The following is a 26,171-nucleotide window of genomic DNA, read 5'->3' as shown; positions in this document are numbered from 1 at the left end:
CCGACGTATTTCAGGTGCAGCCTTTGTTGAAGATCAAGCCTGTTTCAAGTTGATCTGCATCACGTCCAGCGCTGGCACGATGTCTTGCAGGCTGGCCACTTCATAGGTAGGGATGGCGGCCGAGGTATTGGCCATGCTGTCCGGGTTGAACCAGCAACTGTCGATGCCGTAACGGTTGGCGCCCAGGATGTCGGCGTCCAGCCGGTCGCCGATGATGATGGTCGTATCCTTGCTGCATGCGCGCGCCATGTTGGCCGCGTATTCGAAGAAACGCACATCCGGCTTGGCGTGGCCGCACGCTTCGGAGGTGGCGACGAAGGAAATGTAGTCGCCCAGGCCGGAGGCGGCGATGCGGCGGTTCTGGATGGACTCGACGCCGTTGGTGATGATGCCCACTTCGCCTATGCGCGACAAGGTTTCGCACACTTGTTTGGCACCATCGATGAGCACGACCGTGTCCGGCAGGGAATCCAGATACAGCCGGCTGGCCAGTTCCGGGGCGATGGCGATGCCGTTCAGTGCAAACGTCTTGCGGAAGCGCTCCACCTTCAGGAAATCCTTGCTCACGTCACCCGTTTCGAAACGTTTCCACAGGTCGACGTTGATCGCCTGGTATTGGGAAAACAAGCCGTCGATGCCGTCGCGCAAGCCCAGTTCGTGCATGGTGTGCAGGAACGAGCGTTTTTCGGACGCACGGAAGTCGAGCAGGGTATCGTCCAGGTCAAACAGGAATAATTTGTATTTCATGGCGTGTTGTTGAAAGCGTGGAAATCTATCTTGCATCGTAGCACGTAGCGCTGAGTTCGGTTAGTCGTGCCCTGCGCGAGCGATCCGCTACAATCGCTGCCACACTTGTTACCCTCATTCCATTCCCCCACATGACCCAGCTCTCCGTCAACGTCAATAAAATCGCCTTGCTGCGCAATTCGCGCGGCCGCAACTTCCCGGACCTGCTCGCATTCTCCGCGCGCTTTCTCGACCTGGGCGCCGCCGGCATCACCTTGCACCCGCGCCCTGACCAGCGCCATGCCCGCTACGACGATGTTGCCCCGTTGCAGCGCCTGTGCGCGGAGCGGGGGCGCGAGCTGAATGTGGAGGGGTATCCGACGGCGGAATTTCTGCAAATCGTGAAAAGTGCGCGCCCGGCGCAGTGCACCCTGGTGCCGGACATGCCGGGGCAATTGACGTCCGATCACGGCTGGGACATCGAACAGTCCGCAATACTATTGCGTCCCGTCATTGCGGAATTGAATGACCTGGGCATCCGCGTCAGCCTGTTTGTTGATGCCGACTACCCGGCGCTGGAATGGGCGCGCGAAGTGGGCGCGGCGCGGGTCGAGCTGTACACGGAGCGGTTTGCCGAAAGCCATGGCAGCGAGCATGGCGATGCCGTATTCGATACCTATCTGCAGGCGGCGCGGCGGGCGCAGGCGCTGGGTCTGGGCGTGAATGCCGGGCATGACCTGGATTTGCACAACCTGGCGCGTTTCCTGGACATTCCCGGCATCCTGGAAGTGTCGATCGGCCACGCGCTGGTGGTCGAGTGCATCGAGCAGGGCATGGACAAGGTGCTGGGCCGCTACCTTGAGATATGTCAATCCTAGGAGTCTTGGAGGACGATGCTGGCCGGCCGCTGCAGCCTGAAGCGGACTGGCCGTTCTTCGATGCCGATTTTTCCGTATCGGCACAGATGCGGGCGCAAGTGCAAGCGTTGATGCCCCATGCCGCGGCGCAGTTATGGACGCGCCATGTGTCGGCCCAGCCCGATGAAACGCACCCGATGCAGTTGCGCGATGGACACCGCCTGCAGCCAACGGTATCGGGGCCGGACTGGCTGGCCGAGTTTGACGCCGTTTCCAGCGAGCACCCGGCGCAATCGGGACGCGTGGCCGCCTTTCTCGCTTCCCACTTTCACGCTGCCGGGGCGGCACCCGTCCTGTTCATGGCCAGCCGGGAGCGCGCCTATGCGCTGACACCCGCCGCGCTTGCCGCATGCTGGCCTTGCTTGCTGGCCATTTCCGATGAAAGCCCCTTGCTGTACCAGCCAGTGACAGGCAAGTTCGTCTGGTGCCGGCCGCATGGGGCGCTGGCGGGTGGCGAGGACGGGCCGCAGTCCGATTCTTGAGTGGCGATTAGCTATCCACCCACCAGTTGAGCAAGGTTTCATCATCGTCGTCATCGAGGTTGACGTAGATATTGGCAAAGTACCATTCCACGCCCGTCGCTTCGCGGAAGGCGTCAAAGGGACCGTTGACGTTGTAGATGCCGTGGTGTCCCGGCACGCTGAAGGTGAGGTTGCCCTTGTACTGGCCATCCAGAGTGCCGCCCAGCTGGCTTTGCACGTCGCGTTCGAGCTGGTCCACTGCCTCTTGCGACACGTCGTCGGCGTCGTAGATATGGATGCAGAAGTTGCCGCCGCGCTTCAGTACTTCGGCGGGGGCGAGCGGGTCGGCGATGTTGACGATGTCGCCGCGTGCCAGGTTCAGGGTCAGGCCGGGCGAGGCCAGCAGTTCGTAGACGTGCTCGTCGATCTGGCGCGCCGGCAGGGTTTCATACACGGGACCGCTGGTGTTTTCGCCTGCCAGTACGCGGATGTGCGGCAAGCCTTCGCAATTGATGTCTTCCATTTATTCTTTCATAGTGCCGGCGGCACGCACTTTGGGCTGCGCCAGGGTGGGTTTATGGCAATATTGTACCGGGTACGTATCTGCAGGCAGGGCACGCAGCGGTGCAAACGAGGAGACGCGATGGAGAATGTGGTGCAAACAGGCGGCTGTTTATGTGGCGCGGTACGCTTTGAAGTGACAGGCGAGGGCAGCAATCCGCACAGCTGTTCCTGCCGCAATTGCCAGCAGCATACGGGCGCGCCGACGGTGGCGTGGGTGGAGTTTGCGCGCGATCAAGTGCGCTGGACGGGTTCGGCCGGTGCACCGGCAACATACCGTTCTTCCGAGTATTCCAGCCGGGCGTTTTGCGCCGCGTGCGGCAGTTCCATCGGCGCCATCGACGATGCGCCGACGGTGGCCTTGCTGGTGGGCAGTTTTGATGATCCTGCCCGGGCGGCCTTTGCGCCCGACTATCACGCGTTTGACGATGTCAGGCCGCTCTGGTGGCCGGCTGCCACTGTTGCGGCTGATTAGCTGGCCTGCGGCACTTGTCCGGTGCCCAGGACATGAAAAAGGCACGCCGTAGCGTGCCTTGTATTTTGCCTGACGGCTTCGTGTCTGGCGGCGTGCTTAGAAGCGGTAGCTGGCGCTGATGCGTAGCACTGGGTAAGCCTTGAAATCCTTGACCTTGTCGGCCAGTTTTTCGTTTTCAGCAGCAACGTCCGTTTTCAGGGCGGCGCATACCAATGGGTCGCAGCCGGTATTGCGCAGCGAGGTTTTCGGCGAACCCTGGAACAAGACACCGATGTCGCTGGAAATGCCCCAGCCCGCTTCCTTTACCGGATTACCCCAGCCGATGCCGATGTAGGGCGCGACCTTGCGGAAATCGATGGTGCCGTCCAGCTGGCCTGCGCTGGCTGCCGTATAGGTGTTGCCGTTCAGTGTGTAGCTGCCGTTTTTGTTCGGCTTGCCTTTGGCATCGATTTTATTGCCGTTGTACACGACGCCGGCGCTGACGCGGAAGACGCCGTCCATGGGGAAGTAGTCGAGCAGGGCGTCGACGGTGCGCAGCTTGAGTTTCAGCTTGTAGTCGACATCATCGGTGCTGGAGTCGTAGGAGTAGTTCAGGAAGCCGACGCCAAAACGGGCATTCAGATTCGATTGCAGTGGCACGCTCAGGTGCGCGCCGACGCCAGTCGTGCCCAGGTCGGCCGCGATGGCCATTTCTGCCTGGGCTTGGCTTGCGCAGAACATGCCGGCTAGCAGGGCGGCGATCAAGTGTTGCTGTTTCATGCTTACGGACTCCAGTTGTTAGTCAAACCAAGCGATAAATGTTCCAATTTGAAACTAAAGTTTCTAATTGGTAATTTTTCAAGGATGATAGAGTCTGGAATGCTGTAAGGCAAGTCTTGCGGTGCGAGGTGTTGCTTTCCTGCCGCAACCCCCTGCATTTGTTTACTTCCTCAGCCTAGTTGTGTGCGCTGATGCCGCTGCGGAATTGTTCGAAACCGGCGCGGGCTGCCTTGTAGCAATTGCCGGCGGCCGCTTCCAGTCCCTCGCGGTCGAGCACTTCGACCGTGCCGCGGCGGTACTGGATCAAGCCTTCGTCCTGCAGCTTGCGGGCCGTGACGGTGACGCTTTCGCGGCGCACGCCCAGCATGTTGGCCATGGTGTCTTGCGTCACCTTCAGCTCGTTCGACAGCGAACGGTCGAGGCGGTCGAGCAGCCAGCGGCACAGCTTTTGCTCGATGCTGCAATGACGGCCGCCCACCACGTTCTGTGCCATTTGCGCAAACATGGCGCTGGTATAGCGCATCAGCAATTGCGCCAGCGCGCCGCCTTCATTGAACACTTCGCGCAGGAAGGCCGTTTTCAGGCGGTAACCGTAGCCGGCCGTTTGCACGATGGCCGTGCAGGTGGCGCGTTCGGCTTCGTACAGCACCACGCCGGCCACGCCTTCGCGGCCGATGACGGCGATCTCGGTGGTGGCGCCGTCTTCCATCACATACAGCAGGGAAACGATGGCGTTGGTGGGGAAGTACGTGTATTCAATCTTGCCGCCACAGTCGAACAGGTGCTTGCCGGCAGGCAAAGCGACCAATTCCAGTTGGCAAAACAGGCGCTCCAGATCGGCGCGCGACAAGGCGCGCAGCAATTCGTTCTGTTGCGCGCCCGTGATGCTGATCATGGGCGTGGCGGGAGCGGCTTGCCAGTTGTGCTGGACGGTTGCATGGGTATTCGTTGCTGGTGTCAGGTTGCTATAAGCTTTGTACATGGTAGGGCCTCGTCTTCTGATTTTGTTGGATGGCGCTGCTTTTCTGGCTTGCTAGCGTTGTGCTGAATCTTGTATCCACTATAGAACCGGGGGCTGCGCACGGGCATCGGATGAGCCGACGCGCTTATGTAGGCTAGGAACATTGCCTCGTGTCATCCGACTCCTACGCCTGTTCCTGCATTTTTCCCTGTGGAAACAGCAGCATTTGGGCAAAAATACGCCGCGCTATCCGCGAACTTTGGCCGCATGCCGCGATCAAACCACTCTGCGTCTGGTGCGACGGTGATAAAATGTTGCACTGCGGAAATTTGGTTTGTGCCGGTATGAGTGCTGCACTTGCTCTCCACCACTGCTCCCTTTCCCGCAGCCTGCCCTCACTGCGCGCGCCGTGCCTTTGCCAGCGCGCGGCTGCCTTGTCCCGCGGTCTTGTCCCGTTTACCCGTTTATGAAGGAAAGCAACGCATGAAATGGTTTTTTGATTTGAAAATTGCCACCAAGCTGATCTTGTCGTTTGGCGCCGTGCTGCTGTTGACGGCCGCGCTGGGCGTGTCGGCGATCTTTTCCATGGCGCGCATCAATACCGCGTCGACGGATCTGTCTGATAATTGGATGCCCAGCGTGCTGGCGGCCATGTCCATGCGCAGCGACGTCAGCGATTTCCGCCGCTGGGAACTGGCGCACATGCTGGCCGCACAGGATGCCGACATGGCGCAGAATGAAACGCGCATGACGGAAACCCAGGCCAAGCTGAAGGTGGACGGCGACAAGTACCGCAGCCTGATCTCGGAACCGGGCGAGAAGGAAGTGTTCGAGCGCTTCCTGGCGCTCAACGATGAATTCATGCGCCTGCACGCAACCATGCTGAGCCTGTCGCGCGAGATGAAAAAGGAAGAGGCGCGCGCCCTGGCTGTGGGGCCGTCGGCCCAGGTCATGACGGACATGATGACGGTCCTCGATAAACTGGTGTCGATCAATACGGATGGCGGCGTGCGCTCGAGCGCCAGCGCCGACGCAACCTATGCGGCCTCGCGCGCCAGCCTGATTGGCTTGCTGGTGGGCATCGTCGTCATCGGCATGCTGCTGGCGCTGTGGGTGGCGCGCAGCGTGGCGCGTCCTTTGATCGCGGCCGTAGACGTGGCGCGCCAGGTGGCGGCCGGCGATTTGACTGCGCATATTGTTGTGCAATCGCAAGACGAAACGGGGCAATTGATGCAGGCCCTGAAAGACATGAATGCCAGCCTGCAGACGCTGGTGGGCCAGGTACGCAGCGGCACGGATACCATCGCCACGGCGTCGAGCCAGATTGCCGCCGGCAACCAGGATTTGTCGTCGCGTACGGAAGAGCAGGCCAGTTCGCTGGAAGAAACAGCCTCGTCGATGGAAGAGCTGACGTCGACCGTGAAGCAGAATGCGGACAATGCGCGCCAGGCCAACACCATGGCGCTGACCTCGTCGAGCATCGCCATCGAGGGCGGCAAGGTGGTCGGCGAAGTGGTGGGCACGATGGCGTCGATCAATGCTTCATCGCGCAAGATCGTCGACATCATCGCCGTCATCGACGGCATTGCTTTCCAAACCAATATCCTGGCCCTGAATGCGGCCGTCGAGGCGGCGCGCGCGGGCGAACAGGGGCGCGGCTTTGCCGTCGTCGCCACGGAAGTGCGCAACCTCGCGCAACGCTCGGCCGCCGCGGCCAAGGATATCAAGGTCCTGATCGGCGATTCGGTCGAGAAAGTCGAGGCGGGATCGAAACTGGTGGACCAGGCGGGCCGCACGATGGATGACATCGTTGCCAGCATCACCCGCGTGACGGACATCATGAGCGAGATCACTGCCGCCAGCAGCGAACAGAGCGCCGGTATCGAGCAGGTGAACCAGGCCATCGCCCAGATGGACCAGGTGACGCAGCAAAATGCGGCCCTGGTGGAAGAGGCGGCGGCAGCGGCCGAATCGATGCAGGAGCAGGCCGCCAGCCTGAGCGCCGTGGTCAGCATCTTCAAGCTCGACGCGGCCAGCACCTTTGCAACCGGGCCGCGCGCGCCCGCCGCCGTCAAGGCGCCGGCAGCGGCGCCGCGTCAACTGGCCAGCACGGCGCGACGTGCCGCGCCAGTGGATGAGTGGGAAAGCTTTTAATTAAGTAATAAATTAAGCGCGCTTGCGCGCTTTCTTGACGCCCTGGGTGGCGGGGGCGGCCGCGGCTTGCTGGCGCTGTTGCCATGCCCTCAGGGCCTCTTCGTAGGCGGCCAGGTCTTCCTGGTACATTTCCAGAATGCAAAAGGTGCAGCCGCTGTGGCAGCACTCGTCATTGCCCGGTTTGCTGGGCGCTTGCGGTGGCGGATCGTGGGGCAGAGGCGGGGTGGGCATGGTGAGGGCAGGGGGCGGCGGAAGAGGCATCGGAGCTGGCATTGAAGTTGCCATCATACGGCATCCCGGCGGGCCTTTGCTGGAACGCTTTTTGCTCAAAAATCACGGTTTCCGTGTACAGTTGCGGTGAATTAGGGTATCGTTTACAGCACTGATATTGTATCTTCTGCGCGCGATGTTCCGCCGGCGCGATCTCCGCCGCCATCGCAGCACATCTCTTCGACGCTCCCGCATACGCCCTACAGCATGTCCCGGAGCACGGAGGTGCCGCAAGAACAATGATCCATGGCTTGCAAGACGGAGCTGCCTGTGCCCCGAAATGTTGTTTATTGAGAAAGCATGGCTTCCGCAGTGCGGAGGCACACCAGAAAATTTATGTCTGAAACCGAATCGACTCCTACGCCCAGCCCGGCGATTGCCCCTGAAGCGGCGCCCGCCGCCGCTACGCCTGCACCAGCACCTGCCGCATCCGCTGCTCCCAGCCTGACTTTTGCCGACTTTGGCCTCGCGCCTGAAATCCAGCGCGCACTGACCGACCAGGGTTACACCCATCCGACACCGATCCAGGAACAAGCGATCCCCGTTGTGCTGCAAGGCCGCGATGTGATGGGTGCCGCGCAGACGGGCACCGGCAAGACAGCGGGTTTCTCTTTGCCGATCATCCAGTTGCTGATGGCGCATGCCAGCAGCAGCATGTCGCCGGCGCGTCACCCGGTGCGCGCGCTGATCCTCACGCCAACGCGTGAACTGGCGGTGCAGGTGGCCGAAAACGTCAAGGCCTACGCCAAGCATACGCCGCTGCGTTCGACCGTCGTCTTCGGCGGCATGGACATGAAGCCGCAAACCGTCATCCTGCGCGGTGGCGTGGAAATCGTCATCGCCACGCCGGGCCGCTTGCTCGACCATATCGAGCAAAAGAACATCAGCCTGAGTCAGGTGCAGATGCTGGTCATGGATGAAGCCGACCGCATGCTGGACATGGGCTTCTTGCCGGACTTGCAACGCATCATCAACTTGCTGCCGAAACAGCGCCAGAACCTGATGTTCTCGGCCACGTTCTCGCCAGAAATCAAGAAGCTGGCTGCCACGTTCCTCAACGATCCGCTGACGATCGAAGTGGCGCGCAGCAACCAGACGGCCGACAAGGTCACGCAAGTGGTGTACAAGGTGACGGAAGACCAGAAGCATGCCCTGGTCGCCCATCTGCTGCGCCAGCGCGACCTGAAGCAGGTCATCGTATTCTCGAATACCAAGATCGGCGCCTCGCGCCTGGCCCGCGTGCTGGAACAGGAAGGCATGAGCGCCACGGCGATTCATGGCGACAAGAGCCAGCAGGAACGCATGGCGGCGCTGGAAGCGTTCAAGAAGGGCGAGATCGACGTGCTGGTGGCCACCGACGTGGCGGCGCGCGGCCTGGATATTTCCGACTTGCCTTGCGTCATCAACTTCGACTTGCCGTACAACGCGGAAGACTATGTGCACCGTATTGGCCGCACGGGCCGCGCCGGCGCCTCGGGCGACGCCATTTCGATCTACTCGGATAAAGACGAGCGCTTGCTGGCCGATATCGAGAAACTCATCAAGCAAAGCATCAAGCGCGGTGAATTGACGGGCTTCAATCCGGCTCCTGCCCGCAGCAGCGACAGCGAGCGCCGTCCGCCGCGCCGCAGCGAAGGCGGCGAGGCGCGTCCTGCGCGCGCACCCGAGAGCCGCCATGCGGGCGAGAGTCGCGACAGCCGCTCCGCCGAGCGCGGTGCGCGTCCCGCCTTTGGCCCCGGCGCCCGCCGCGAAAAGGCCGATCCCTGGTTCCTGAAGCCATATGAGCCCGCCAAGGCAGCAGCCCCGGCTGCCGCCAGCATGGCGCCTGCCGCGGCCAAGCCGAAGCAGAAGGTGGCCGCGTTGCTGGGTGGGTTGTTGAAGCAATAATAAGAACTGCCAGCAAGCAGCGTTTGCTGGCGTGCCATGCAGTTGCCAAAAAACGTTCCGACGCCACGATATGTTGAAGACGTGGCGACGTCATGATTTTCCTTGTAATGGTATCGACTAGCGCGCCATCGCATCAGGCATTTTCATGCCAATGCGATGGCGCGTTTTGCATTTTGGCACGCACTGAATGGTGCTGAACGGCGGGAAAAATAGGGGGGGGCACCGGCTTTTAATCAAGCGGCGCTAGAGGGGGGCCTGTTTGCCAGTCCGGCAGGCCGGACTGGGTAATCTTGCGACAGATGAATACCATGCTGCCGGCATCACATTCTTAGTCAGCTAACTGCTCGCGGTTCGCTATCCACCATTGCCGCCCCAGTGCAATCAGGCAGCCGAGGAAGAGACCGAGCAAGGCACTTATTACTAGGGATGTTGACAATCGGGTCGTACGGTTTTCGGGCAAACTCGGGCCGGCGATGAAGCGGCTTTTTTCCAGATACAGATTGAGCGAGTTCTGATTCTCGACGGTGATTTTGTTGTACACCTCCTTGACCAGTTCGTCATTCAAATCTTTGGATTTGAAGGCGCGCTCCTTGCTGCCTTCCAGTGCACGTAGCACTGCTTCGCCTGATTTGTTGGCATCGAGTGTTGCTTTTGCACTATCGTAGTAATCACGCAACAAAAGATATTGTTGCTGTTCCCGTTTAGCCTGATAAATGGCTTCTTCTGCCGCACTGGCTTCGACCTCGGCACTCATCAGTTGCGTCACTGGCGACAGGTAGCGCGAGTTTTCATCCGTCACGGTGACGACTTGCGATGTGTTTTGCACGTCGGCCTTGGGGTAGCGCGCGACGATTTGTTTGAGGTCCTTGATGCGCCTGCCGTATTCCGCCAGTTTCTGCTTGCTGCCAATGATGTCATTGTCAAGTTTGGTGATTTTTGCTGTAATTTCCAGATGCTTGAAGCGTAGCGAGTCCGTATAAATCAGGTAAACAATCGTGTCCATGGTATAACGGCCTAGCAGGGCGACGATACGTTGCGCCTCTTCAGGGGTGCTGGCATCGTAGTTGATGCGCAAACCGATCACATTATTGCTGTTTTCCTTCGGCTGCTCCATCAAATCCTTGGCATCGAGTTTGGTAAACGGGAAAATGGGCTCGATGATGGCATTTAAGTTTTTTTCGCTGGTGATGTTCTTGCGCAGACTAGCGATGCCTGGAGTATTGTCGAGTTTGGCGGCATGTACAAAGTCATCGAAACGGCCGCTACTGCCAAATGCTGCCGAATAGCGCTTGTAGTCGCTGAGCTGAATGCCGAAGGCGGCTTCCTTGACGTCTTTTGTCTTTGCCGTTTTTTCTGGCTGCAAGGGGATGGGGCCGCCAAATTGCAGGAACCCTTCACTCTTGTACTTGGCCCAATACACTGTGCTGCTCACACCCAGTGCGATGCAGGCCACGGTCATGCCAATAATCATGCGACGCGCGTGCCACAGCGTACTCAGAAGCTCTGTTGGTGAAATCAGCGAGCCATCCTGTTTGGTAGTGCGTTGAGTGAACTTTTCCTGCGTTTCCATATGGTTTCTCAAATTGTGTGTGGATGAATAATATGCCCGAAGGAGCCAATCAGGCCTTTTGCCAGGCAGCCGGCGTGGTATTTCTCCCGGGCTGCGTTCCAATCAGTGCGACGCCTGCGTTTTGTTTTTTTCGGACCAGATCAAATCTTCAATACCGCATTGTGGCGAATATTCCTTCACCGCCTTCAGTAGTGCCATGCGCACATCTTCATAGGCGAAACGCGTACAGGCATCGTCGAGTTCGCGCAGCAGTAGCTGTAATTCGGCGTGCGGAATTTCAGATTCCTGAGCGCGCATGATCAGCGGGTGCTCGGTGCCTTCGACATTGTCGCCGATGAGTAGTTCTTCGTATAGCTTCTCACCGGGCCGCAGGCCGACATGGACGATTTCGATGCCGTCCGGGGCCGACTTGCTCTTTACTTCCAGCCCGCTCAGATGCACCATGCGTTCGGCCAGATCCACGATCTTGACGGGTTCACCCATGTCAAGCACGAAGACGTCACCGCCTTCTCCCATGGCGCCAGCTTGCAGCACTAATTGCGCCGCTTCAGGAATGGTCATGAAATAGCGTGTGATCTCGGGATGCGTCAGGGTAATGGGGCCACCTGCCATGATCTGTTTGCGGAAGAGCGGCACAACCGAGCCGGATGATCCTAGTACGTTGCCAAAGCGCACCATGCAAAAACGCGTCTTGCCGCGTTCCTGTGCAAATGCCTGCAAAATCAGTTCCGCCAGGCGTTTTGTCGAGCCCATCACATTCGTCGGACGTACGGCCTTGTCTGTTGAAATCAGGACGAAGCATTTGACGCCTGCGTCCATTGCCGCGCGTGCGATACTTAAGGTGCCAAAGACATTGTTGCGCACGCCTTCAATCGGATTGTGCTCGACCAATGGCACATGTTTATAGGCTGCCGCGTGATATACGGTTTCGACCTGGAAAGTGCGCAAGATCATCGCGCACTTTTCCGTATCCAGTACGGAGCCAAGAAAGGGCACCAACTCGAGTTCCAGCCCTTGCGCGTGCTTGAGTCCCTTCAATTCCTGCTTGATTGAGTACAGTGCGAATTCGGACATTTCCAGAAGTATGAGTCTGGAGGGGCGCAGGCGGATGATCTGACGGCACAGTTCGGAACCGATCGATCCGCCCGCACCAGTCACCAATACCGATTTTCCGGTGATGCAAGTGGCGACCAGATCTGTGTCCGGAGCCACCTGATCACGTCCCAGCAAGTCCTCTATCTCAATGTCGCGTACGTCCTGCAGGCGAAGCTCACCGTTGACGAGGCTGGCAACAGGTGGTGTCACCTTGATCTTGACCTTGAGGGGTTCGATTTTGTCGAGAATGTGTTTCTGCTGGCTCTTCGGTATCGATGGCATGGCCAGCAGGACTTCGCTGATGTTCAGTTTTCCGATCAATTTGGGCAGACTCGAGGGCGGATAAACCCGGATGCCGGCAATCGAGGCGCCTTGCAGTTCGGTTTTGTCGTCGATAATGGCAACCGGAAGGTACTCACGGCCGCCACGCAGAACACTTGCCAGTTGGGATCCGGCCTTGCCGGCGCCATAAATGGCTACGCGTACGGCCTGTTTAGGGCCTTTTACGTGCAATAGAAAGCCGCGGGTCAGAAAGCGACTGGCCACGACGTAAGTAATTGCGCTAATCCAGTAAATACCGAAGACGCCGCGCGAAAGTCCCGCCATGTGAGTGACGAACGCGGCCAGCGCCACCAGGCTGGCAACCGACAAGGTGACGCCAAGAATGACGACGTAGACGATCTTTTGGTCAATGAAACGTATCACGGCCCGATACAAGCCGAGACGGATGAAAATAGGGATTGAAACCAGGGGGGCTGCAATTATGAGCCATAAGTAACTGCGGTAAACGTCAGTATTGATGACGTCATACCTGAGGATAATTGCCAAACAAAAAGTTAAAGGTAACAAGAAAAAATCTGCCGTTATGGCGATAATTTGTTTTTGGAATCTGGATAAATCAAGAAATATTTTCATTTTACTCACTGATGAGTCGCCGGGTAGTCAATTTGCAGGTAATCGACCCGAACAATTTCATGTGCTTTCATATATATAATGAATGGAGACTCATTTGCCGACTGGCGGATTGGGGTATCGAGTCCGTGCGCGCATGGCGATGGTGCAACTGCTCTGTGGCCTCGATCTTGGTGGTGCCGTGAATCTATAGGCCTGATACATCTGTAGGGGGAGCTGCGCGCGGCAGATATTTTCGAGCTGTGATGATAGCGTGCCGGGGGCGGTTCTGCAATGATCATCAGGCGTGCGCGGATGCAGAAATGCTTGTGTTACCATAAAAAAGTGTAACTTTATGTGACCAAATGGAGCCTGAATTTTCCTGCTTACAGTAGTAAAAGCGTCACATTAGTCCATGGCGCGCGCCTGTGTTGCCGCCCTTTTCCGCCTCGAGGTCTATCCAGATAGGCTCGGAGTCGTTATACTGGATCACCCTTTTACAATCTGGCTCTCCTCTTTCTTTATATCATCTTTCTTTCTTGATGTCCTAACGTGCGGCACGTGTCCGTTTCGTTTTTTCGGGTGGTGTAATTGTTGTAATTATCTAAGAATTTAAACCTAAAAATGAACGATAGCAAAAACAAGAAGTTTCTAAATCAACTTATTTCGAAATTCGAAAATGGCAATGCGGTTATCGGCATTGTGGGTTTGGGCTATGTTGGTCTGCCTTTGATGCTGCGTTATGCCGATGTCGGTTTCAAAGTGCTGGGTATCGATATCGATATGGTCAAGGTCGATAAGCTGAATCAAGGGATCAGTTACATCGAGCATATCTCCGCCGAATCCATCAGTGAGGCGCGTGCCAAGGGTTTCGAGGCTACCACTGATTTTTCGCGCGCCACCGAGGCTGATGCGTTGATTATCTGCGTGCCCACTCCGCTGAACGATTACCGTGAGCCAGACCTGAGCTATGTCCTGAATACAACAGAAGCGCTGGTGCCGCATATGCGTGCAGGTCAGATCGTTTCACTGGAAAGCACCACCTACCCTGGAACCACCGATGAAGAGCTCAAGCCGCGTATCGAGGCTGGCGGTTTCACGGTCGGCGAAGATGTATTTCTGGTGTTCTCGCCCGAGCGCGAAGATCCGGGCAACCAACATTTTGAAACCCGTACTATTCCGAAAATTTGCGGCGGCACTACCGAAGCCTGCCAGCAGGCTGGCATTGCACTTTACAGCCCAGCCATCGATACCGTCGTGCCGGTCAGCTCGACGCGCGCGGCCGAGTTGACTAAGTTGCTGGAAAATATACACCGTGCCGTCAATATCGGTTTGGTCAATGAAATGAAAATCATTGCCGACAAGATGGATATCGACATTCATGAAGTCATTCGTGCCGCAGCCACCAAACCCTTCGGCTTTACGGCCTATTATCCCGGCCCCGGCCTGGGTGGTCACTGCATCCCGATCGACCCGTTCTACCTGACGTGGAAAGCACGTCAATATGGTCTGCATACCCGCTTCATTGAACTGGCGGGCGAGATTAACAGCGACATGCCGCATTGGGTCATCAGCAAGCTGGCCGATGCCCTCAATGATCGCTCGCGTTCGATCAAGGGCAGCAAGGTGCTGGTCCTGGGTATTGCTTACAAGAAGAACGTGGACGATATGCGCGAGTCGCCATCGGTGGAATTGATGGAGATCCTGCGCGACAAGGGCGCCGATATCGCTTACTCGGATCCGCACGTGCCGGTCTTCCCGAAGATGCGCGAACACCATTTTGACTTGTCCAGTGTTGCACTGACCGCCGCCACAATCGCGTCCTATGATGTGGTGCTGCTGGCCACCGATCACCGTGCCTTTGATTATGCCTTGATTCAGGAGCACGCGAAATTGATCGTCGATACGCGTGGTGTCTACCTGACGCCGGCATCCAATGTTGTCAAAGCCTAATTCCGAAAGATTATTGAATGCGCCATTTTCCACCTCCGGTCACTGACCGCAAGATCCGCTTTGCCCTGGTCGGCTGCGGACGCATTGCCAAAAATCATTTCGGGGCGATCCAGCAGCATGCTGACCGATGCGAACTCGTCGGCGTGTGTGACATTAGTCCGCAAGCGCTGGCTGAAGCTGCCGCTAGTACGGGCGCCACGCCTTATACCAGTCTGACCGAGATGCTCGCGCATTGCCAGGCTGACGCGTTTATTCTGACGACACCGTCTGGCATGCATCCGGAGCAGGCGATCCAGATTGCCGAGGCTGGCTACAGCGTTATCACCGAAAAGCCGATGGCAACCCGCTGGGATGATGCCAAGCGCATGGTCGAAGCCTGTGATGCTGCCAACGTGCGGTTGTTTGTTGTGAAACAAAATCGCCGCAATGCGACCTTGCAGTTGCTTAAGAAGGCCGTCGAGGAAAAACGTTTTGGCCGTATTTACATGGTGAACCTGAACGTTTTTTGGACCCGCCCCCAGGAATACTATGACAGCGCGAAATGGCGTGGTACCTGGGAATACGACGGTGGCGCCTTCATGAATCAGGCCAGCCACTATGTCGACCTGATCGACTGGGTCATCGGCCCCGTCGAGAGTCTGCATGCCTACACCGCCACGCTGGAGCGTGACATCGAGGTCGAGGATACCGGCGTCATCAGTTTGCGCTGGCGTAATGGCGCGCTCGGTTCGATGAACGTGACCATGCTGACCTACCCCCGCAATCTGGAAGGCAGCATCACCATCCTGGGCGAAAAAGGCACAGTACGTATCGGCGGCGTTGCCGTCAACGAAGTGCAGCATTGGGAGTTTTCCGAGCCGCACCCGGATGACGAGAAGGTCAAGGAAGCCAGTTATCAAACCACGTCGGTGTATGGTTTTGGCCATCCGTTGTATTACGACAATGTCATCAAGGTCTTGCGTGGCGAAGCCGAACCTGAGACGGACGGCCGTGAAGGCTTGAAATCGATGGAAGTGCTGATCGCTACCTACCTTTCAGCGCGTGATGGCAAGCGTGTCGCACTGCCCTTGGAGTATTAAGATGGCGGCCACAGTACATTCCAGTGCAATCGTGGACACTGGTGCGACGCTTGGGGACGCTACCCGCGTCTGGCATTTCGTTCATGTTTGCGGTGGCGCACGCATCGGCGCAGGCTGCTCTTTGGGGCAAAACGTTTTTGTCGGCAATGACGTTGTCATTGGTAATAACGTCAAGATACAGAACAATGTCTCCGTGTACGATGCCGTGACCATCGAGGACGACGTGTTTTGTGGCCCCAGCATGGTATTTACGAATGTCTACAACCCGCGCTCGGCGGTAACCCGCAAGGATGAATACCGCAAGACGCTGGTCAAGCGCGGCGCCACGCTGGGCGCCAATTGCACCATTGTTTGTGGCAGTACAGTGGGTGCCTACGCTTTTGTCGGCGCCGGTGCCGTAATCAATCGTGACGTGCCGGACTTCGCCCTGATGGTGGGCGTGCCGGCGCGTCAGGTCGGCTGGATGAGCCGTTTCGGCGAACGGTTGGCGCTGCCTATCGCCGGTGACGGCGAAACCGTTTGCGAGCACACCGGTGAGCGTTATACATTGCAAGATGGCATTTGCGCCTTAATCAACAACTAACATAAAAGCCAATATGGAATTCATCGATCTCAAGGCGCAATACGTAGCCCTGCGTGACAAGGTTAACGCACGCATCCAGGCAGTTCTCGATCATGGCCAATATATTATGGGGCCGGAAGTCAAGGAGTTGGAAGGCAAGTTGCAGGAATATACAGGGGCGAAACACTGTATCACTGTGGCTTCTGGTACCGAAGCGCTATTGATTGCGCTGATGGCCATTGGCGTCAAACCGGGTGATGAAATCATCACCACACCATTTTCTTTCATCGCCACGGCTGAAGTGATCGTGCTGTTGGGGGCCAAGCCTGTATTTGTCGATATCGAACCTGACACTTGCAATATCAACGCGGCTCTGATCGAAGCTGCAATCACGCCACGCACGCGCGCCATCATGCCAGTTTCCTTGTATGGCCAACCGGCTGACATGGATGAGATCAATGCCATCGCGGCGCGTCATGATCTGGTGGTCATCGAAGACGCGGCGCAAAGCTTCGGCGCAACCTACAAGGGACGCAAGAGCTGCAACCTGTCGACGATAGGCTGCACGAGCTTTTTCCCGAGTAAGCCTTTGGGCTGTTACGGCGACGGCGGCGCTATTTTTACTAGTGACGATGAACTTGCCCAAGCCATGCGTGAAATTCGGGTGCATGGTCAGTCGAAACGCTATGTGCACACGCGTATTGGTGTTGGCGGCCGTATGGACACGCTGCAATGTGCGGTGGTGCTTGCCAAGTTCGAGCGTTTTGAATGGGAAGTGGCGCAGCGGCTGGAAATTGGTCAGCGCTACAATGAATTGCTGAAAAATAAAGTCGAAACGGTCAGCCAGCGTGCCGATCGCAGCAGCGTGTACGGCCAGTTTACCGTGTTGGTCGAGTTGCGCGACGCTGTTCAGGAACGCTTGAAGGCAGCTGGAATTCCGACGGCGGTACATTATCCAGTGCCCATGCATTTGCAGCCAGCCTATGCCGGCTTCGGCGACAAGGGGGCCTATCCGCATGCCGAGCGCGCTGCACAGCGCGTGATGAGTCTGCCGATGGGGCCAGATTTGACTGCACAGGAGCAGGAACAGATCATCTCTGCGTTGGCATAAAGAGGGCGCATGAAGTTACAGCGGCAACTGGGGCTCGCGCTCTTGATTCAAGGCTTCGGTGTGGTTGCGACTTTCCTTGTCTCTGTAGTGATTTCACGTCGCTTTGGGCCCGAGGGGCAAGGTTATTTCAGTACTTACCGTTCGTGGATCGACTTGATCTCCGTGCTAGGCCTGTTTGGTTTTTCCCAGGCGCTGACCTTTCACATCAACGCAGGGCGGATCAGTCCGCTCCGCGCAGCCGGCCTGATCGCGCGTTATGGCCTTGCTCTGGCTGTGCTCCTGGTGCTGGTGGGAACGTTTGGCGGCGCATATTTGGCCCAAGTGACGGCATTAAGTCTGCGCGACGTATGGCTGATGTTTGCCTGCGCGCTGGCGATGGTGCTGCATGGATTGTTCCGCGCGGTCGCTCTGAGCAACTCCAGCCCGCTGCTGTTTAATCTGATTACAGCAAGCCCAGGCTTGATTTGCCTGCCGTTGATATTTTTCCTTGGCATCGGTAACGACTTCACAATCTTGCCCCAATTGCTTATGTGGAGTTTCGTCTGCGCTGCCTTGTTCGCCAGCGCGGAAGTGGGGCGAACGGCAGGTTTCGGCTTGCGTGAGGGCGGTGCGCTGGGGGCCGACTGCCGTATCCTGATGAAAGAGGGGGCTTGGTCCTTTATTCCAGCCATTACCACTACCATCGTGCCTGCACTGACCTTCTGGATGTTGGCCCGGGCCGCAGGCAGCCATATTGAGGCTGGCTATTTCGGTATGTCGCTACTGTTTTTGAATGCCATGGTGACTGCCTTGAATATGGTCGCACCGGTGTTATACAACCATTGGTCGAAGAAGGGCAATGGCGCCGCTGCGCAGGCCGAATATGAAAAGCTGGCGCTCGGTTGCAGTCTGTTGGGCATGCTGGCTCTTCCTCTCGGATGGTTGGCGCTACCACCTATGATTTCTCTGGTTTTTGGCGCCAGTTTCGCCCCTGCGGGTGCTTCGGCACTTTGCTTCATCGGCGCCAGTTTTTTTTGGCTGCACAATCGTATCTTGCCTCCGATGCTGATGGCACAAGGGCGTCATCAGAGTGTCGCCTATGCCAATATCGTGCGTTCGGTTTTCATCGTGTTGGCCATTCTTGTTTTGCGTCCGACCAGTGCCCGCGACATCGCGCTGTGTTGGGTGGCTGGAGAGGTGTGCTGCTTTGGCTATATGGCGTATTGCCTGAAGAATATTTTTAGCTGCAGTTACGGCCGCCTGATTGGCTTGCCGTCGGCCTTGCATACCTGACCAGGATCCGCTTCTACCATGATTTCTTTCCTGTCGGCATTGGTTCTCTTGCCCAGTATTCTGTATTCGATATCGAAATCCCGATACTATTCGATTTTATTGATGGCATTGTTTTATTACACGCTCTCGGTCAACGAGGCGTCCATCGAGGCCGCCTATGGTACTCGGGTGCTGTACGCAGGAATGCTGTTTCTATTTGCTTGCAATGTCCTGTTCTGCATATTTCTATACCTGCTGGGCGGCTGGCTTCTGCCGCGCAGCGGCTCTTATCGTAAGCTGGTTTTTGACGAACAGGACTGGAAACGGCTGTTTTTTTTGGTTACGGGGATATTTGTCATCATTGCGTTGATCAAGGCCCGTAATGGCCTCGATTTCTTGATGCTCAATTGGTCGGAGCAGCGTAGCGAAGGCCTGACTCTGCTCGATGGCGTATCCAATTTGCTAGGACTAGTGGCATTTTCCCTTGCACCCGTGTTCTATAAAAGCCGCATCAGATTTGTTTTTCTGGTGCTGTGTTGCCTGGGTGTTTTCATGGTAACCGGTTCGCGGGCCATGCTGTTCTGTCTTGGTGGCTATTTCTACTATGAGTTGTTTTTATCTGATCGCATCAGTTTTTCTCGCCGTCTGTACGTTTTGTTAGGTGGCGCAGTGGCGGCGCTGTCGATGCATGTACTGTCGCGCGCTGCGCGTGGCATCGGTCTGAGCGCCATGCTGAGCATGGATTTCTCCAGCCTGCTCGATGCGATTGGCAGCTCCGTTGACGGGGGCGGCCTTTTTGGCGGCGAAGACAATATCATGAAGTATTACTTTTACATCGTGCACAAGTACCTGGAAGGCTGGAGTGCGGGTCCAATGCCGACCCTGCATCGAGCCTTGCTTATTCTGTTGCCGCGCGAACTGGCCGATATTTCCCTCAAGCCGTTGGACGTAACCTATCAAGTCTGGACTGCGGCCTTGAACGATGGATTATTCAATGATAATCCTTGGCTAAAAGAAATGATCGATAGTTCGCATCAAGGCATTCCCGGGTCCCTTCACTTTTTGATTTGGGGTGATGCATTGCTTAACGCTGGCTGGTTCGGCGCCCTTCTTTACCCGTTGCTATTCGCGTTTTTACTGACGGTGTTTGAATCGGTGCTGCAGCGGGCGCCGCCGGCCATGAGTGCAGTCCTGCTTGGACTTGGACTGCCTGCATTGCTGATGATTGCTCGTGGAAATATCGTGATCGGTCTCGGCTATATTATTTATACGCTGCCCCTCATTTATCTGATTTGCCGGTTGATGGAGTGGGGCGCTGCGGCTACGCCAAATTGGCAAAAAACTGACAACAACAAAAACGAAACATGAAAATAGCCATTCTTGGTCCAGGCAATTCGATCCATATCAGCCGCTGGTGCAATGCGATGGTGGAGCAGGGTATCGAAGTGCACTTGATTACACAACACGATTTTGATGCGCTTCAGTACTCTGATCGCGTACATGTTCATATGTTGCCTTACCGCGGCGGGAAGGGCTATTTTTTGAATCGACGCGCCCTGGGCAAGGTGCTCGCCGATCTGGCGCCGGACCTGCTCAATTGTCATTACGCTAGTGGCTACGGTACGCTGATGGCCGGTGTCTGGCGTGGATCTTCGCTGTTGTCGGTATGGGGCGCGGATGTCTACGAATTCCCCTATGAGTCGCGTTTCAAGATGTGGTTGATTAAGCGCAATTTACTGGCGGCCACCCGTATTGCGTCCACGAGCCATGTCATGGCGGAACAGACGCGCTCTTTATGCCCCCAGTTGGCGCCGATTTTTATCACGCCGTTTGGTATTGATACCACACGTTTCGTTCCCGTACAGAAAACGGATGATGCCCGCCTGGTGATTGGTACCGTCAAGACAATGGCCAGGAAGTACGGTATTGATATTCTGATCAAGGGCTACGCTCTGCTGAGGCAACGCTTGCAGGCCGAAAAGGCCGATGATCTGCTGGGGCGTCTTGAACTGTTGCTGGTCGGTGGTGGTGCAGAGACTGCAGCACTGCAGGCGTTGGTCGAGCAACTCGGTCTTGGTGCGAGTGTTACTTTCACGGGTCAGGTTGATCATGCGGCCGTGCCGGACTGGCTGAACCGCCTGGATATCTATGTGGCGGCCAGTCGCAACGACAGTGAGAGCTTCGGCGTGGCCATATTGGAAGCGTCGAGTTGCGCGTTGCCGGTAGTAGTGTCTCGTATGGGCGGGCTGCCAGAAGTTGTTGCGGAAAACGAAACTGGCTTGATCATTCCAAACGAAAATCCACAAGCGTTGGCTGATGCCTTATATCAGTTGGTGCAAGACAGTGCCTTGCGTACACGTCTTGGCGTGGCGGGCCGCGCCAGAGTATGCCAGCAATTTTCCTGGGAGCATTGTGTAACATTGATGCGCGATGCTTACGTACAAACATTGGCGGGCTAAGTAGTTCAGCGGCGCAGGTAAAGCGGAAACGCCGGGGGGGCTGTCCCTGTCGTAACCTTCCCGGACGGGGATACTCCAGTGGGCAGGCAAGGTAGGTTTAATAATTTATTGAAGGAGCAGATGACATGGCTGATACCCAAAGAATAAGAACCTTGCAGGTGCTTGCATCCCGTAGCGGCGATGGTGAATTTGGCTATGGTGTAAACCAGAGCGAAATCTGTCAATGATGTCTGACACGCAGGACACAGGGGATTTTCTACCGAGGATCAATCGATACTGCGCCATTTTCCGCTGCTAACCCAGCTTGTTTCCTGATCAAGAAGAGTTTTTAGGTAGTTTTTATGAATATATTATTGATCAACCACTATGCCGGAAGTCCCCATTACGGCATGGAATATCGGCCCTATTATATGGCGCGTGAATGGGTGCGGGCGGGCCACCGCGTGCGCATCGTGGCCTCGGCGCAATCCCATGTGCGCGCCAGACAGCCTGCACTGGAAGGCGCTACGACACGACTAGAAACCATCGATGGTATTGAATATCTATGGTTTTCCGGTCCGCAGTATGCTGGTAACGGTTTGAAGCGTGTCTGGAACATTATGCGTTTCGTTGCTGACCTGTTTTTGCGGGGCCGTGACATAGACGCCTCGTTTACGCCCGATGTGGTGATCGCGTCGAGCACCTATCCCATGGATATCTGGCCGGCGCGGCGTATCGCACAACGCGCCAAGGCCAAGCTGGTGTTCGAAGTTCATGATCTTTGGCCATTGTCGCCGATGGAACTGGGGGGAATGTCGAAATGGCACCCCTTCATCATGATGGTGGCGGCGGCGGAGGGATATGCTTATCGCCATGCAGATACCGTCGTTTCCATGCTGCCGAAAGTGCGGACGTATATGGAGTCGCGCGGTATGCCGCCTGATCGCTTATATATCGTGCCAAATGGTATCGATCCGGACGAATGGCAGGCCGACAGTCCCCGTTTGCAGGCCGACGTTTATGAGCTACTGTCCGGTTTCAAGGCGCGTGGCCTGTCCATCGTCGGTTATGCCGGCACGCATGGCGTGGCGAATGCGATGGACGTTTTGTTGGATGCGGCCGCGTGTATCGATGACGACCGCGTCGTGTTCGTACTCGTTGGTGGTGGGCCTGACAAGGAAGCGCTCAGGCAAAGGGCTGCGGCGGAACACTTGAGTAATGTGTTTTTCGTCGATCCGGTCAAGAAGGAGCAGATTCCTGCCTTGCTGGAGTGGTTCGATATTGCTTACATCGGTTGGCATCGGCAGCCGCTTTACCGTTTCGGTATTTCTCCGAACAAATTGATGGACTATATGATGGCCGCGCGGCCGATTTTGCATGCTGTTGAAGCGGGAAATGATCCTGTTGGCGAGGCTGGTTGCGGCCTGACCGTGGCGCCTGAGGATCCGCGCGAGATCGTGCGCGGCATCCACGCTTTACTGAAATTTAGCGTGGACGAACGAACCGCGATGGGGCAGCGGGGTAGGCAATTCGTATTGGGAAACCATACCTATCCGGTGCTGGCACGGCGTTTCGTCGATGCGTTCGGCCAGTCGGCCGAGGCGCGTGAATAATGGCATTACAATCCTTATTCGTTATTATTTCCAACCACAATCGCTGCACCCCTTAAGAAGGTATTGCGGCGTCGCAAAACAAGAGACTTTGAGACCTATATGACAGAGCAAAAATTTTTACCATTCGCCCTACCTGAAATCGGCGATGAAGAAATCCAGGAAGTCGTCGAGTGCCTGCGTTCCGGCTGGGTGACCACAGGCCCGAAGACCAAGCAGTTCGAACAGGATTTCGCCGCCTATATCGGCAATGGCGTCGAGGCGATCGCTGTCAATTCGGCCACCGCAGGTTTGCACCTGGCCCTGGAGGCGCTCGGCGTCGGTCCTGGCGATGAAGTGATTGTTCCAACCATGACGTTTACCGCCACGGCCGAAGTGGTGCGCTACATGGGGGCCGATCCGGTTTTTGTCGATACCGACCCGGTCACGCTGAACCTGTCGCTGGAGGCGATTCGTGCTGCCATTACACCACGCACGAAAGTCATCATGCCGGTTCATTACGCCGGCTTGGCCTGCGATATGGACGCCATCCTGACGTTGGCGCGTGAGCACAAATTGCGTGTCGTTGAAGATGCTGCGCATGCATTCCCAACGCGCTATAAAGGACGCTTGATCGGCACGCTGGACAGTGACGTTACCGTGTTCAGTTTCTATGCCAACAAGACGATGACCACAGGTGAGGGCGGCATGGTCGTCACGCGTGACGCCGACATCGCCACCCGCATCAAAATGATGCGTATTCACGGTATCAGCCGCGATGCCTTTGATCGTTTCGTTTCGAAGACGCCGGCCTGGGCCTACGAAGTGGTCGCACCTGGTTACAAATACAATCTGACCGATATCGCGTCAGCGATGGGCATTCACCAGTTGCGCAAGATCAATGCGTTTTCGGCCCGCCGCCAGCAACTCGCGCGGCGCTATTTTGAGGGGTTGGCGGATCTGCCGTTGCTGCTGCCGGCAGAGGCTGCCGATGGTGGCGAACATGCCTGGCACCTGTACGTCGTGCGCTTGACCTCTGCGGCGCCGATTGGCCGCAATGAGCTGATCCAGAAGCTGTCCGATCACGGTATCGGCACCAGCGTCCATTACATTCCGCTGCACCGTCATCCTTACTGGCGTGATACGTATCATCTTGCGCCGGAACAGTTCCCCGAGGCGGAGGCGGCCTATCATGCGATGGTCAGTTTGCCTTTGTATACGGCCATGACGGACGAGGATCAGGAACGCGTGATCCGCACGCTGCGCGAGTTGCTGTGCTGATCAAGCGTATCTTCGATGTCATCGCGGCGCTGTGCGGCTTGCTGCTGCTGGCGCCGTTGCTGGTGCTGATTGCCGTGTGGGTGAAGGTGGACTCCGCAGGGCCGGTGTTTTTCCGCCAAGAACGGGTAGGACAGTATGGTGTCCTGTTTCGCATTTTTAAGTTCCGTACGATGACGGTCGGCACGGAAGCGCAGGGGCAGATCACCATCGGACGCGACGCGCGTATTACTGGTGTCGGCCACCGGCTGCGTCACTATAAACTTGACGAGTTGCCGCAACTGCTCAATGTGTTCATCGGCGACATGAGCCTGGTCGGGCCGCGGCCGGAAGTGCCGAAGTACGTGGCGCTGTATACGCATGCGCAGCGCGAACTGGTGCTTTCCGTCAAACCGGGAATCACGGATCTAGCCTCGATCACCTATCGTGATGAAAATCGCCTGCTGGGTGAGTCGGCCGATCCGGAGCGCACTTATATCGAGGAAGTCATGCCAGTCAAGCTGCGCTTTTATGAAGAGTATGTGCGCCAGCGCTCCTTAGCCTTGGACATACATATCATTTTCATGACGATCGGCAAGTTGATTCGCTGATGTGCCTTTCCGGGCTACCTGCGGGTCTTTCTCTACTTGAAGACCCTTCCCATTCCCCTCCGTGTGAGGGGAATGTCGTTTCTGCGCCGCTTGGCATGAGGACTATATGCAGGGCCGTATAGTGCTTATGCGCGAGGGCGTGATTTGTGCCGCCGTCCATGCATGTAATTCCAGTTTGCAATCAGACTTGCCTTCATATATTTTCGTACAATGACTTCTATCAGGCAAAAGAGCAGCGTGGTCGCGAAATAGATGGGCTATATTCTTAGAAACCGATAGTCCAGAACTGGAAAGTATTGTCCAGTGCGAGGCGGCATTTTGTGTGGAGAGCACCAGGATAAAGCCGCTCTGCATGAAAAACAGATCGACGGCCTTGGGCTCGGATGCAAAAAACCACTGTGAAGTGGCATTATCAGACCCGACAGGCACATGCGATGTGGTGTGGTGAATTGCGAGATAATCGCCGCCAAACCGCGTAATGCCTGGATAAATCGCATCTGGGTCTGGCTGGTGGATTTCAAAGTGACAGTGAGGATAAAAGCTTAAGCATGTCAGCCCGCCGCTTCAGGATTGCAGCGGGCAACACAAGGCAATAACTAGCTGCCTTGCCTGTTGTAGCAGTGCGGGCAAGACACTTCATACACATATTCCGGCGCCAGCTGCTGGCGCGGCGTGACGACGGCGCGGCAGACGAAACATTGCACGGTTTCCGTCGGTTCCAGTTTCGGGTTCAGCGCCGTGCGGTAATCGAAGACAAAGCAGTCGCCCGTGTAGTGCTCGCCGCCGACCTCTTCGAAGTATTTCAGGATGCCGCCGTCAAGCTGGTACACGCTGTCGTAGCCGATTTCCTTCATGTGGATGGCCGCCTTTTCGCAGCGGATGCCGCCGGTGCAGAAGGTGACGACGGTCTTGCCTTCCAGCTCATCCTTGTGCGCGGCAGCCACGGCCGGGAATTCCGTGAACTTGTCGATACGGTAATCAAGCGTGTTGTTGAACGTGCCCACGTCCACTTCAAAGGCGTTGCGCGTTTCCATCATGACCACAGGTTTGCCCGCATCGTCGACGCCGGCGTCAAGCCAGCGCTTGAGCGTATGCGCGTCGACGGACGGGGCGCGGCCCAGTTCCGGCTTGATCAGCGGCATGCGCATGGTGATGATTTCTTTTTTCAGCTTGACCAGCATGCGCTTGTGCGATTGTTCGTTCGACAAGCTTTCCTTCCATTCCAGATCGGCCAGGCGCGCGTCGCTGCGGACCCAGGCGAGGAAGGCATCGATATGCTCGCGCGTGCCCGACAGGAACATGTTGATGCCTTCCGGTGTCAGCAGGATCGTTCCCTTCAGTTCCAGCGCCAGGCATTGCTCCTGATACAAGGGACGCATGGCTTCCGTATCGTCGAGCGTAATGAATTTATACGCGGCGATATTGACAAACGTGGCGGCGGGCGCACTGACGGCGGCGGAAACGGCGGGTGTTGCTGGGGTGATGGCTTGCATGATGGCGATCGGCTTAGACTGAACAGCCGATATTATAAGCCCGACAGGCCTGGCGGGATACCCGGCCAGCCACGTTTTGCCGTGCCGGCGGGCTGTGCAC

Annotated in this window: 23 protein-coding genes; 15 read left to right on the top strand and 8 right to left on the bottom strand. The window is 56.9% G+C overall.

Annotation, left to right across the window (positions count from 1 at the left end):
- Positions 1–33: 33 nt before the first annotated feature.
- Positions 34–747: a YjjG family noncanonical pyrimidine nucleotidase gene (locus tag O3298_RS04890; RefSeq protein WP_289917121.1), complete on the bottom strand. Its 714-nt coding sequence runs from the start codon at positions 745–747 to the stop codon at positions 34–36.
- A 131-nt stretch (positions 748–878) separates the two neighbouring features.
- On the opposite strand from O3298_RS04890, the gene O3298_RS04885 reads away from it, so the two are divergent.
- Both O3298_RS04885 and O3298_RS04880 read left to right on the top strand, forming a co-directional pair.
- A complete protein-coding gene (locus O3298_RS04885; RefSeq protein ID WP_305058641.1) occupies positions 879–1,604 on the top strand; it encodes a pyridoxine 5'-phosphate synthase in 726 nt (241 codons plus the stop codon).
- Between the two features lie 5 nt (positions 1,605–1,609).
- Complete coding sequence (locus O3298_RS04880; RefSeq protein ID WP_305058640.1) at positions 1,610–2,125, top strand: DUF2947 family protein; 516 nt, start codon at positions 1,610–1,612, stop codon at positions 2,123–2,125.
- Between the two features lie 7 nt (positions 2,126–2,132).
- Here O3298_RS04880 and O3298_RS04875 read toward each other — a convergent pair whose 3' ends face one another.
- Complete coding sequence (locus tag O3298_RS04875; RefSeq protein WP_305055885.1) at positions 2,133–2,627, bottom strand: DUF4265 domain-containing protein; 495 nt, start codon at positions 2,625–2,627, stop codon at positions 2,133–2,135.
- 120 nt (positions 2,628–2,747) lie between these two features.
- Between O3298_RS04875 and O3298_RS04870 the strand changes: the two genes are divergently transcribed.
- Positions 2,748–3,140, top strand: coding sequence for a GFA family protein (locus tag O3298_RS04870; RefSeq protein ID WP_305058639.1), 393 nt, complete (start codon positions 2,748–2,750; stop codon positions 3,138–3,140).
- Positions 3,141–3,236: 96 nt separating this feature from the next.
- On the opposite strand, the gene O3298_RS04865 is transcribed toward O3298_RS04870, so the two are convergent.
- Both O3298_RS04865 and O3298_RS04860 read right to left on the bottom strand, forming a co-directional pair.
- Positions 3,237–3,899, bottom strand: a complete 663-nt coding sequence (locus tag O3298_RS04865) for a hypothetical protein (protein WP_289917111.1) — start codon at positions 3,897–3,899, stop codon at positions 3,237–3,239.
- Positions 3,900–4,074: 175 nt separating this feature from the next.
- Entirely contained in the window at positions 4,075–4,794 is a 720-nt protein-coding gene (locus tag O3298_RS04860) for a Crp/Fnr family transcriptional regulator (RefSeq protein ID WP_035828139.1), read from the bottom strand.
- 549 nt (positions 4,795–5,343) lie between these two features.
- Between O3298_RS04860 and O3298_RS04855 the strand changes: the two genes are divergently transcribed.
- Positions 5,344–7,014 carry a methyl-accepting chemotaxis protein gene (locus tag O3298_RS04855; protein ID WP_305058638.1) on the top strand — a complete coding sequence of 557 codons (1,671 nt, stop codon included), beginning with the start codon at positions 5,344–5,346 and terminating at the stop codon, positions 7,012–7,014.
- A gap of 12 nt (positions 7,015–7,026) precedes the next feature.
- Here O3298_RS04855 and O3298_RS04850 read toward each other — a convergent pair whose 3' ends face one another.
- Positions 7,027–7,245, bottom strand: a complete 219-nt coding sequence (locus O3298_RS04850) for an oxidoreductase-like domain-containing protein (protein WP_305058637.1) — start codon at positions 7,243–7,245, stop codon at positions 7,027–7,029.
- A gap of 375 nt (positions 7,246–7,620) precedes the next feature.
- Between O3298_RS04850 and O3298_RS04845 the strand changes: the two genes are divergently transcribed.
- Positions 7,621–9,171 (top strand): DEAD/DEAH box helicase, encoded by a 1,551-nt coding sequence (locus tag O3298_RS04845; protein ID WP_305058636.1) that lies wholly within the window; start codon positions 7,621–7,623, stop codon positions 9,169–9,171.
- Positions 9,172–9,499: 328 nt separating this feature from the next.
- Here the strand turns inward: O3298_RS04845 and O3298_RS04840 are convergent, their stop codons facing one another.
- Together O3298_RS04840 and O3298_RS04835 are read right to left on the bottom strand one after the other, a co-directional pair.
- A complete protein-coding gene (locus O3298_RS04840; protein WP_289917103.1) occupies positions 9,500–10,741 on the bottom strand; it encodes a lipopolysaccharide biosynthesis protein in 1,242 nt (413 codons plus the stop codon).
- Positions 10,742–10,843: 102 nt separating this feature from the next.
- Positions 10,844–12,751, bottom strand: a complete 1,908-nt coding sequence (locus tag O3298_RS04835) for a nucleoside-diphosphate sugar epimerase/dehydratase (RefSeq protein WP_289917101.1) — start codon at positions 12,749–12,751, stop codon at positions 10,844–10,846.
- 600 nt (positions 12,752–13,351) lie between these two features.
- On the opposite strand from O3298_RS04835, the gene O3298_RS04830 reads away from it, so the two are divergent.
- From O3298_RS04830 to O3298_RS04785, 10 genes are all read left to right on the top strand, one after another.
- Positions 13,352–14,680, top strand: a complete 1,329-nt coding sequence (locus tag O3298_RS04830; protein WP_305055892.1) for a nucleotide sugar dehydrogenase — start codon at positions 13,352–13,354, stop codon at positions 14,678–14,680.
- Positions 14,681–14,697: 17 nt separating this feature from the next.
- The gene (locus O3298_RS04825) at positions 14,698–15,759 is read left to right on the top strand and encodes a Gfo/Idh/MocA family protein (protein WP_289917098.1); all 1,062 of its coding nucleotides are present in this window, start codon (positions 14,698–14,700) and stop codon (positions 15,757–15,759) included.
- A 1-nt stretch (position 15,760) separates the two neighbouring features.
- Positions 15,761–16,342 (top strand): acyltransferase, encoded by a 582-nt coding sequence (locus O3298_RS04820; protein WP_305058635.1) that lies wholly within the window; start codon positions 15,761–15,763, stop codon positions 16,340–16,342.
- A gap of 13 nt (positions 16,343–16,355) precedes the next feature.
- On the top strand, positions 16,356–17,432 hold the full coding sequence (locus O3298_RS04815) for a DegT/DnrJ/EryC1/StrS aminotransferase family protein (protein WP_305058634.1): 1,077 nt from the start codon (positions 16,356–16,358) through the stop codon (positions 17,430–17,432).
- 9 nt (positions 17,433–17,441) lie between these two features.
- Positions 17,442–18,704 (top strand): lipopolysaccharide biosynthesis protein, encoded by a 1,263-nt coding sequence (locus O3298_RS04810; protein WP_305058633.1) that lies wholly within the window; start codon positions 17,442–17,444, stop codon positions 18,702–18,704.
- Between the two features lie 18 nt (positions 18,705–18,722).
- Positions 18,723–20,051 (top strand): hypothetical protein, encoded by a 1,329-nt coding sequence (locus O3298_RS04805; RefSeq protein ID WP_289917092.1) that lies wholly within the window; start codon positions 18,723–18,725, stop codon positions 20,049–20,051.
- Positions 20,048–21,142, top strand: a complete 1,095-nt coding sequence (locus tag O3298_RS04800; RefSeq protein WP_289917089.1) for a glycosyltransferase — start codon at positions 20,048–20,050, stop codon at positions 21,140–21,142. Before O3298_RS04805 ends, O3298_RS04800 begins: the two co-directional genes overlap by 4 nt.
- Positions 21,143–21,483: 341 nt before the next feature.
- Entirely contained in the window at positions 21,484–22,734 is a 1,251-nt protein-coding gene (locus tag O3298_RS04795) for a glycosyltransferase family 4 protein (protein WP_305058632.1), read from the top strand.
- A 99-nt stretch (positions 22,735–22,833) separates the two neighbouring features.
- Entirely contained in the window at positions 22,834–23,991 is a 1,158-nt protein-coding gene (locus O3298_RS04790) for a DegT/DnrJ/EryC1/StrS aminotransferase family protein (RefSeq protein WP_289917086.1), read from the top strand.
- Entirely contained in the window at positions 23,988–24,578 is a 591-nt protein-coding gene (locus O3298_RS04785) for a sugar transferase (RefSeq protein ID WP_305058971.1), read from the top strand. Before O3298_RS04790 ends, O3298_RS04785 begins: the two co-directional genes overlap by 4 nt.
- Positions 24,579–25,174: 596 nt before the next feature.
- On the opposite strand, the gene O3298_RS04780 is transcribed toward O3298_RS04785, so the two are convergent.
- Complete coding sequence (locus O3298_RS04780; RefSeq protein ID WP_305058631.1) at positions 25,175–26,071, bottom strand: sulfurtransferase; 897 nt, start codon at positions 26,069–26,071, stop codon at positions 25,175–25,177.
- Between the last annotated feature and the right edge of the window lie 100 nt (positions 26,072–26,171).

Origin of the sequence: Janthinobacterium sp. SUN137 (genome assembly GCF_030587265.1) — a bacterium.
Classification (GTDB): Bacteria; Pseudomonadota; Gammaproteobacteria; order Burkholderiales; family Burkholderiaceae_D; genus Janthinobacterium; species Janthinobacterium kumbetense.
Note: the sequence above shows the minus strand (reverse complement) of the source record. Positions and strands in the feature narration are given on the sequence as shown.

Bases quoted from the DNA above. Each gene is read 5' to 3' on its own strand.
- O3298_RS04865 (WP_289917111.1), bottom strand. From the start codon at position 3,899: ATGAAACAGCAACACTTGATCGCCGCCCTGCTAGCCGGCATGTTCTGC.
- O3298_RS04835 (WP_289917101.1), bottom strand. From the start codon at position 12,751: ATGAAAATATTTCTTGATTTATCCAGATTCCAAAAACAAATTATCGCC.
- O3298_RS04815 (WP_305058634.1), top strand. From the start codon at position 16,356: ATGGAATTCATCGATCTCAAGGCGCAATACGTAGCCCTGCGTGACAAG.
- O3298_RS04825 (WP_289917098.1), top strand. From the start codon at position 14,698: ATGCGCCATTTTCCACCTCCGGTCACTGACCGCAAGATCCGCTTTGCC.
- O3298_RS04845 (WP_305058636.1), top strand. From the start codon at position 7,621: ATGTCTGAAACCGAATCGACTCCTACGCCCAGCCCGGCGATTGCCCCT.
- O3298_RS04795 (WP_305058632.1), top strand. From the start codon at position 21,484: ATGAATATATTATTGATCAACCACTATGCCGGAAGTCCCCATTACGGC.
- O3298_RS04875 (WP_305055885.1), bottom strand. From the start codon at position 2,627: ATGGAAGACATCAATTGCGAAGGCTTGCCGCACATCCGCGTACTGGCA.
- O3298_RS04780 (WP_305058631.1), bottom strand. From the start codon at position 26,071: ATGCAAGCCATCACCCCAGCAACACCCGCCGTTTCCGCCGCCGTCAGT.
- O3298_RS04800 (WP_289917089.1), top strand. From the start codon at position 20,048: ATGAAAATAGCCATTCTTGGTCCAGGCAATTCGATCCATATCAGCCGC.
- O3298_RS04790 (WP_289917086.1), top strand. From the start codon at position 22,834: ATGACAGAGCAAAAATTTTTACCATTCGCCCTACCTGAAATCGGCGAT.
- O3298_RS04810 (WP_305058633.1), top strand. From the start codon at position 17,442: ATGAAGTTACAGCGGCAACTGGGGCTCGCGCTCTTGATTCAAGGCTTC.
- O3298_RS04805 (WP_289917092.1), top strand. From the start codon at position 18,723: ATGATTTCTTTCCTGTCGGCATTGGTTCTCTTGCCCAGTATTCTGTAT.
- O3298_RS04870 (WP_305058639.1), top strand. From the start codon at position 2,748: ATGGAGAATGTGGTGCAAACAGGCGGCTGTTTATGTGGCGCGGTACGC.
- O3298_RS04840 (WP_289917103.1), bottom strand. From the start codon at position 10,741: ATGGAAACGCAGGAAAAGTTCACTCAACGCACTACCAAACAGGATGGC.
- O3298_RS04860 (WP_035828139.1), bottom strand. From the start codon at position 4,794: ATGATCAGCATCACGGGCGCGCAACAGAACGAATTGCTGCGCGCCTTG.
- O3298_RS04855 (WP_305058638.1), top strand. From the start codon at position 5,344: ATGAAATGGTTTTTTGATTTGAAAATTGCCACCAAGCTGATCTTGTCG.
- O3298_RS04885 (WP_305058641.1), top strand. From the start codon at position 879: ATGACCCAGCTCTCCGTCAACGTCAATAAAATCGCCTTGCTGCGCAAT.
- O3298_RS04850 (WP_305058637.1), bottom strand. From the start codon at position 7,245: ATGCCCACCCCGCCTCTGCCCCACGATCCGCCACCGCAAGCGCCCAGC.
- O3298_RS04890 (WP_289917121.1), bottom strand. From the start codon at position 747: ATGAAATACAAATTATTCCTGTTTGACCTGGACGATACCCTGCTCGAC.
- O3298_RS04830 (WP_305055892.1), top strand. From the start codon at position 13,352: ATGAACGATAGCAAAAACAAGAAGTTTCTAAATCAACTTATTTCGAAA.
- O3298_RS04820 (WP_305058635.1), top strand. From the start codon at position 15,761: ATGGCGGCCACAGTACATTCCAGTGCAATCGTGGACACTGGTGCGACG.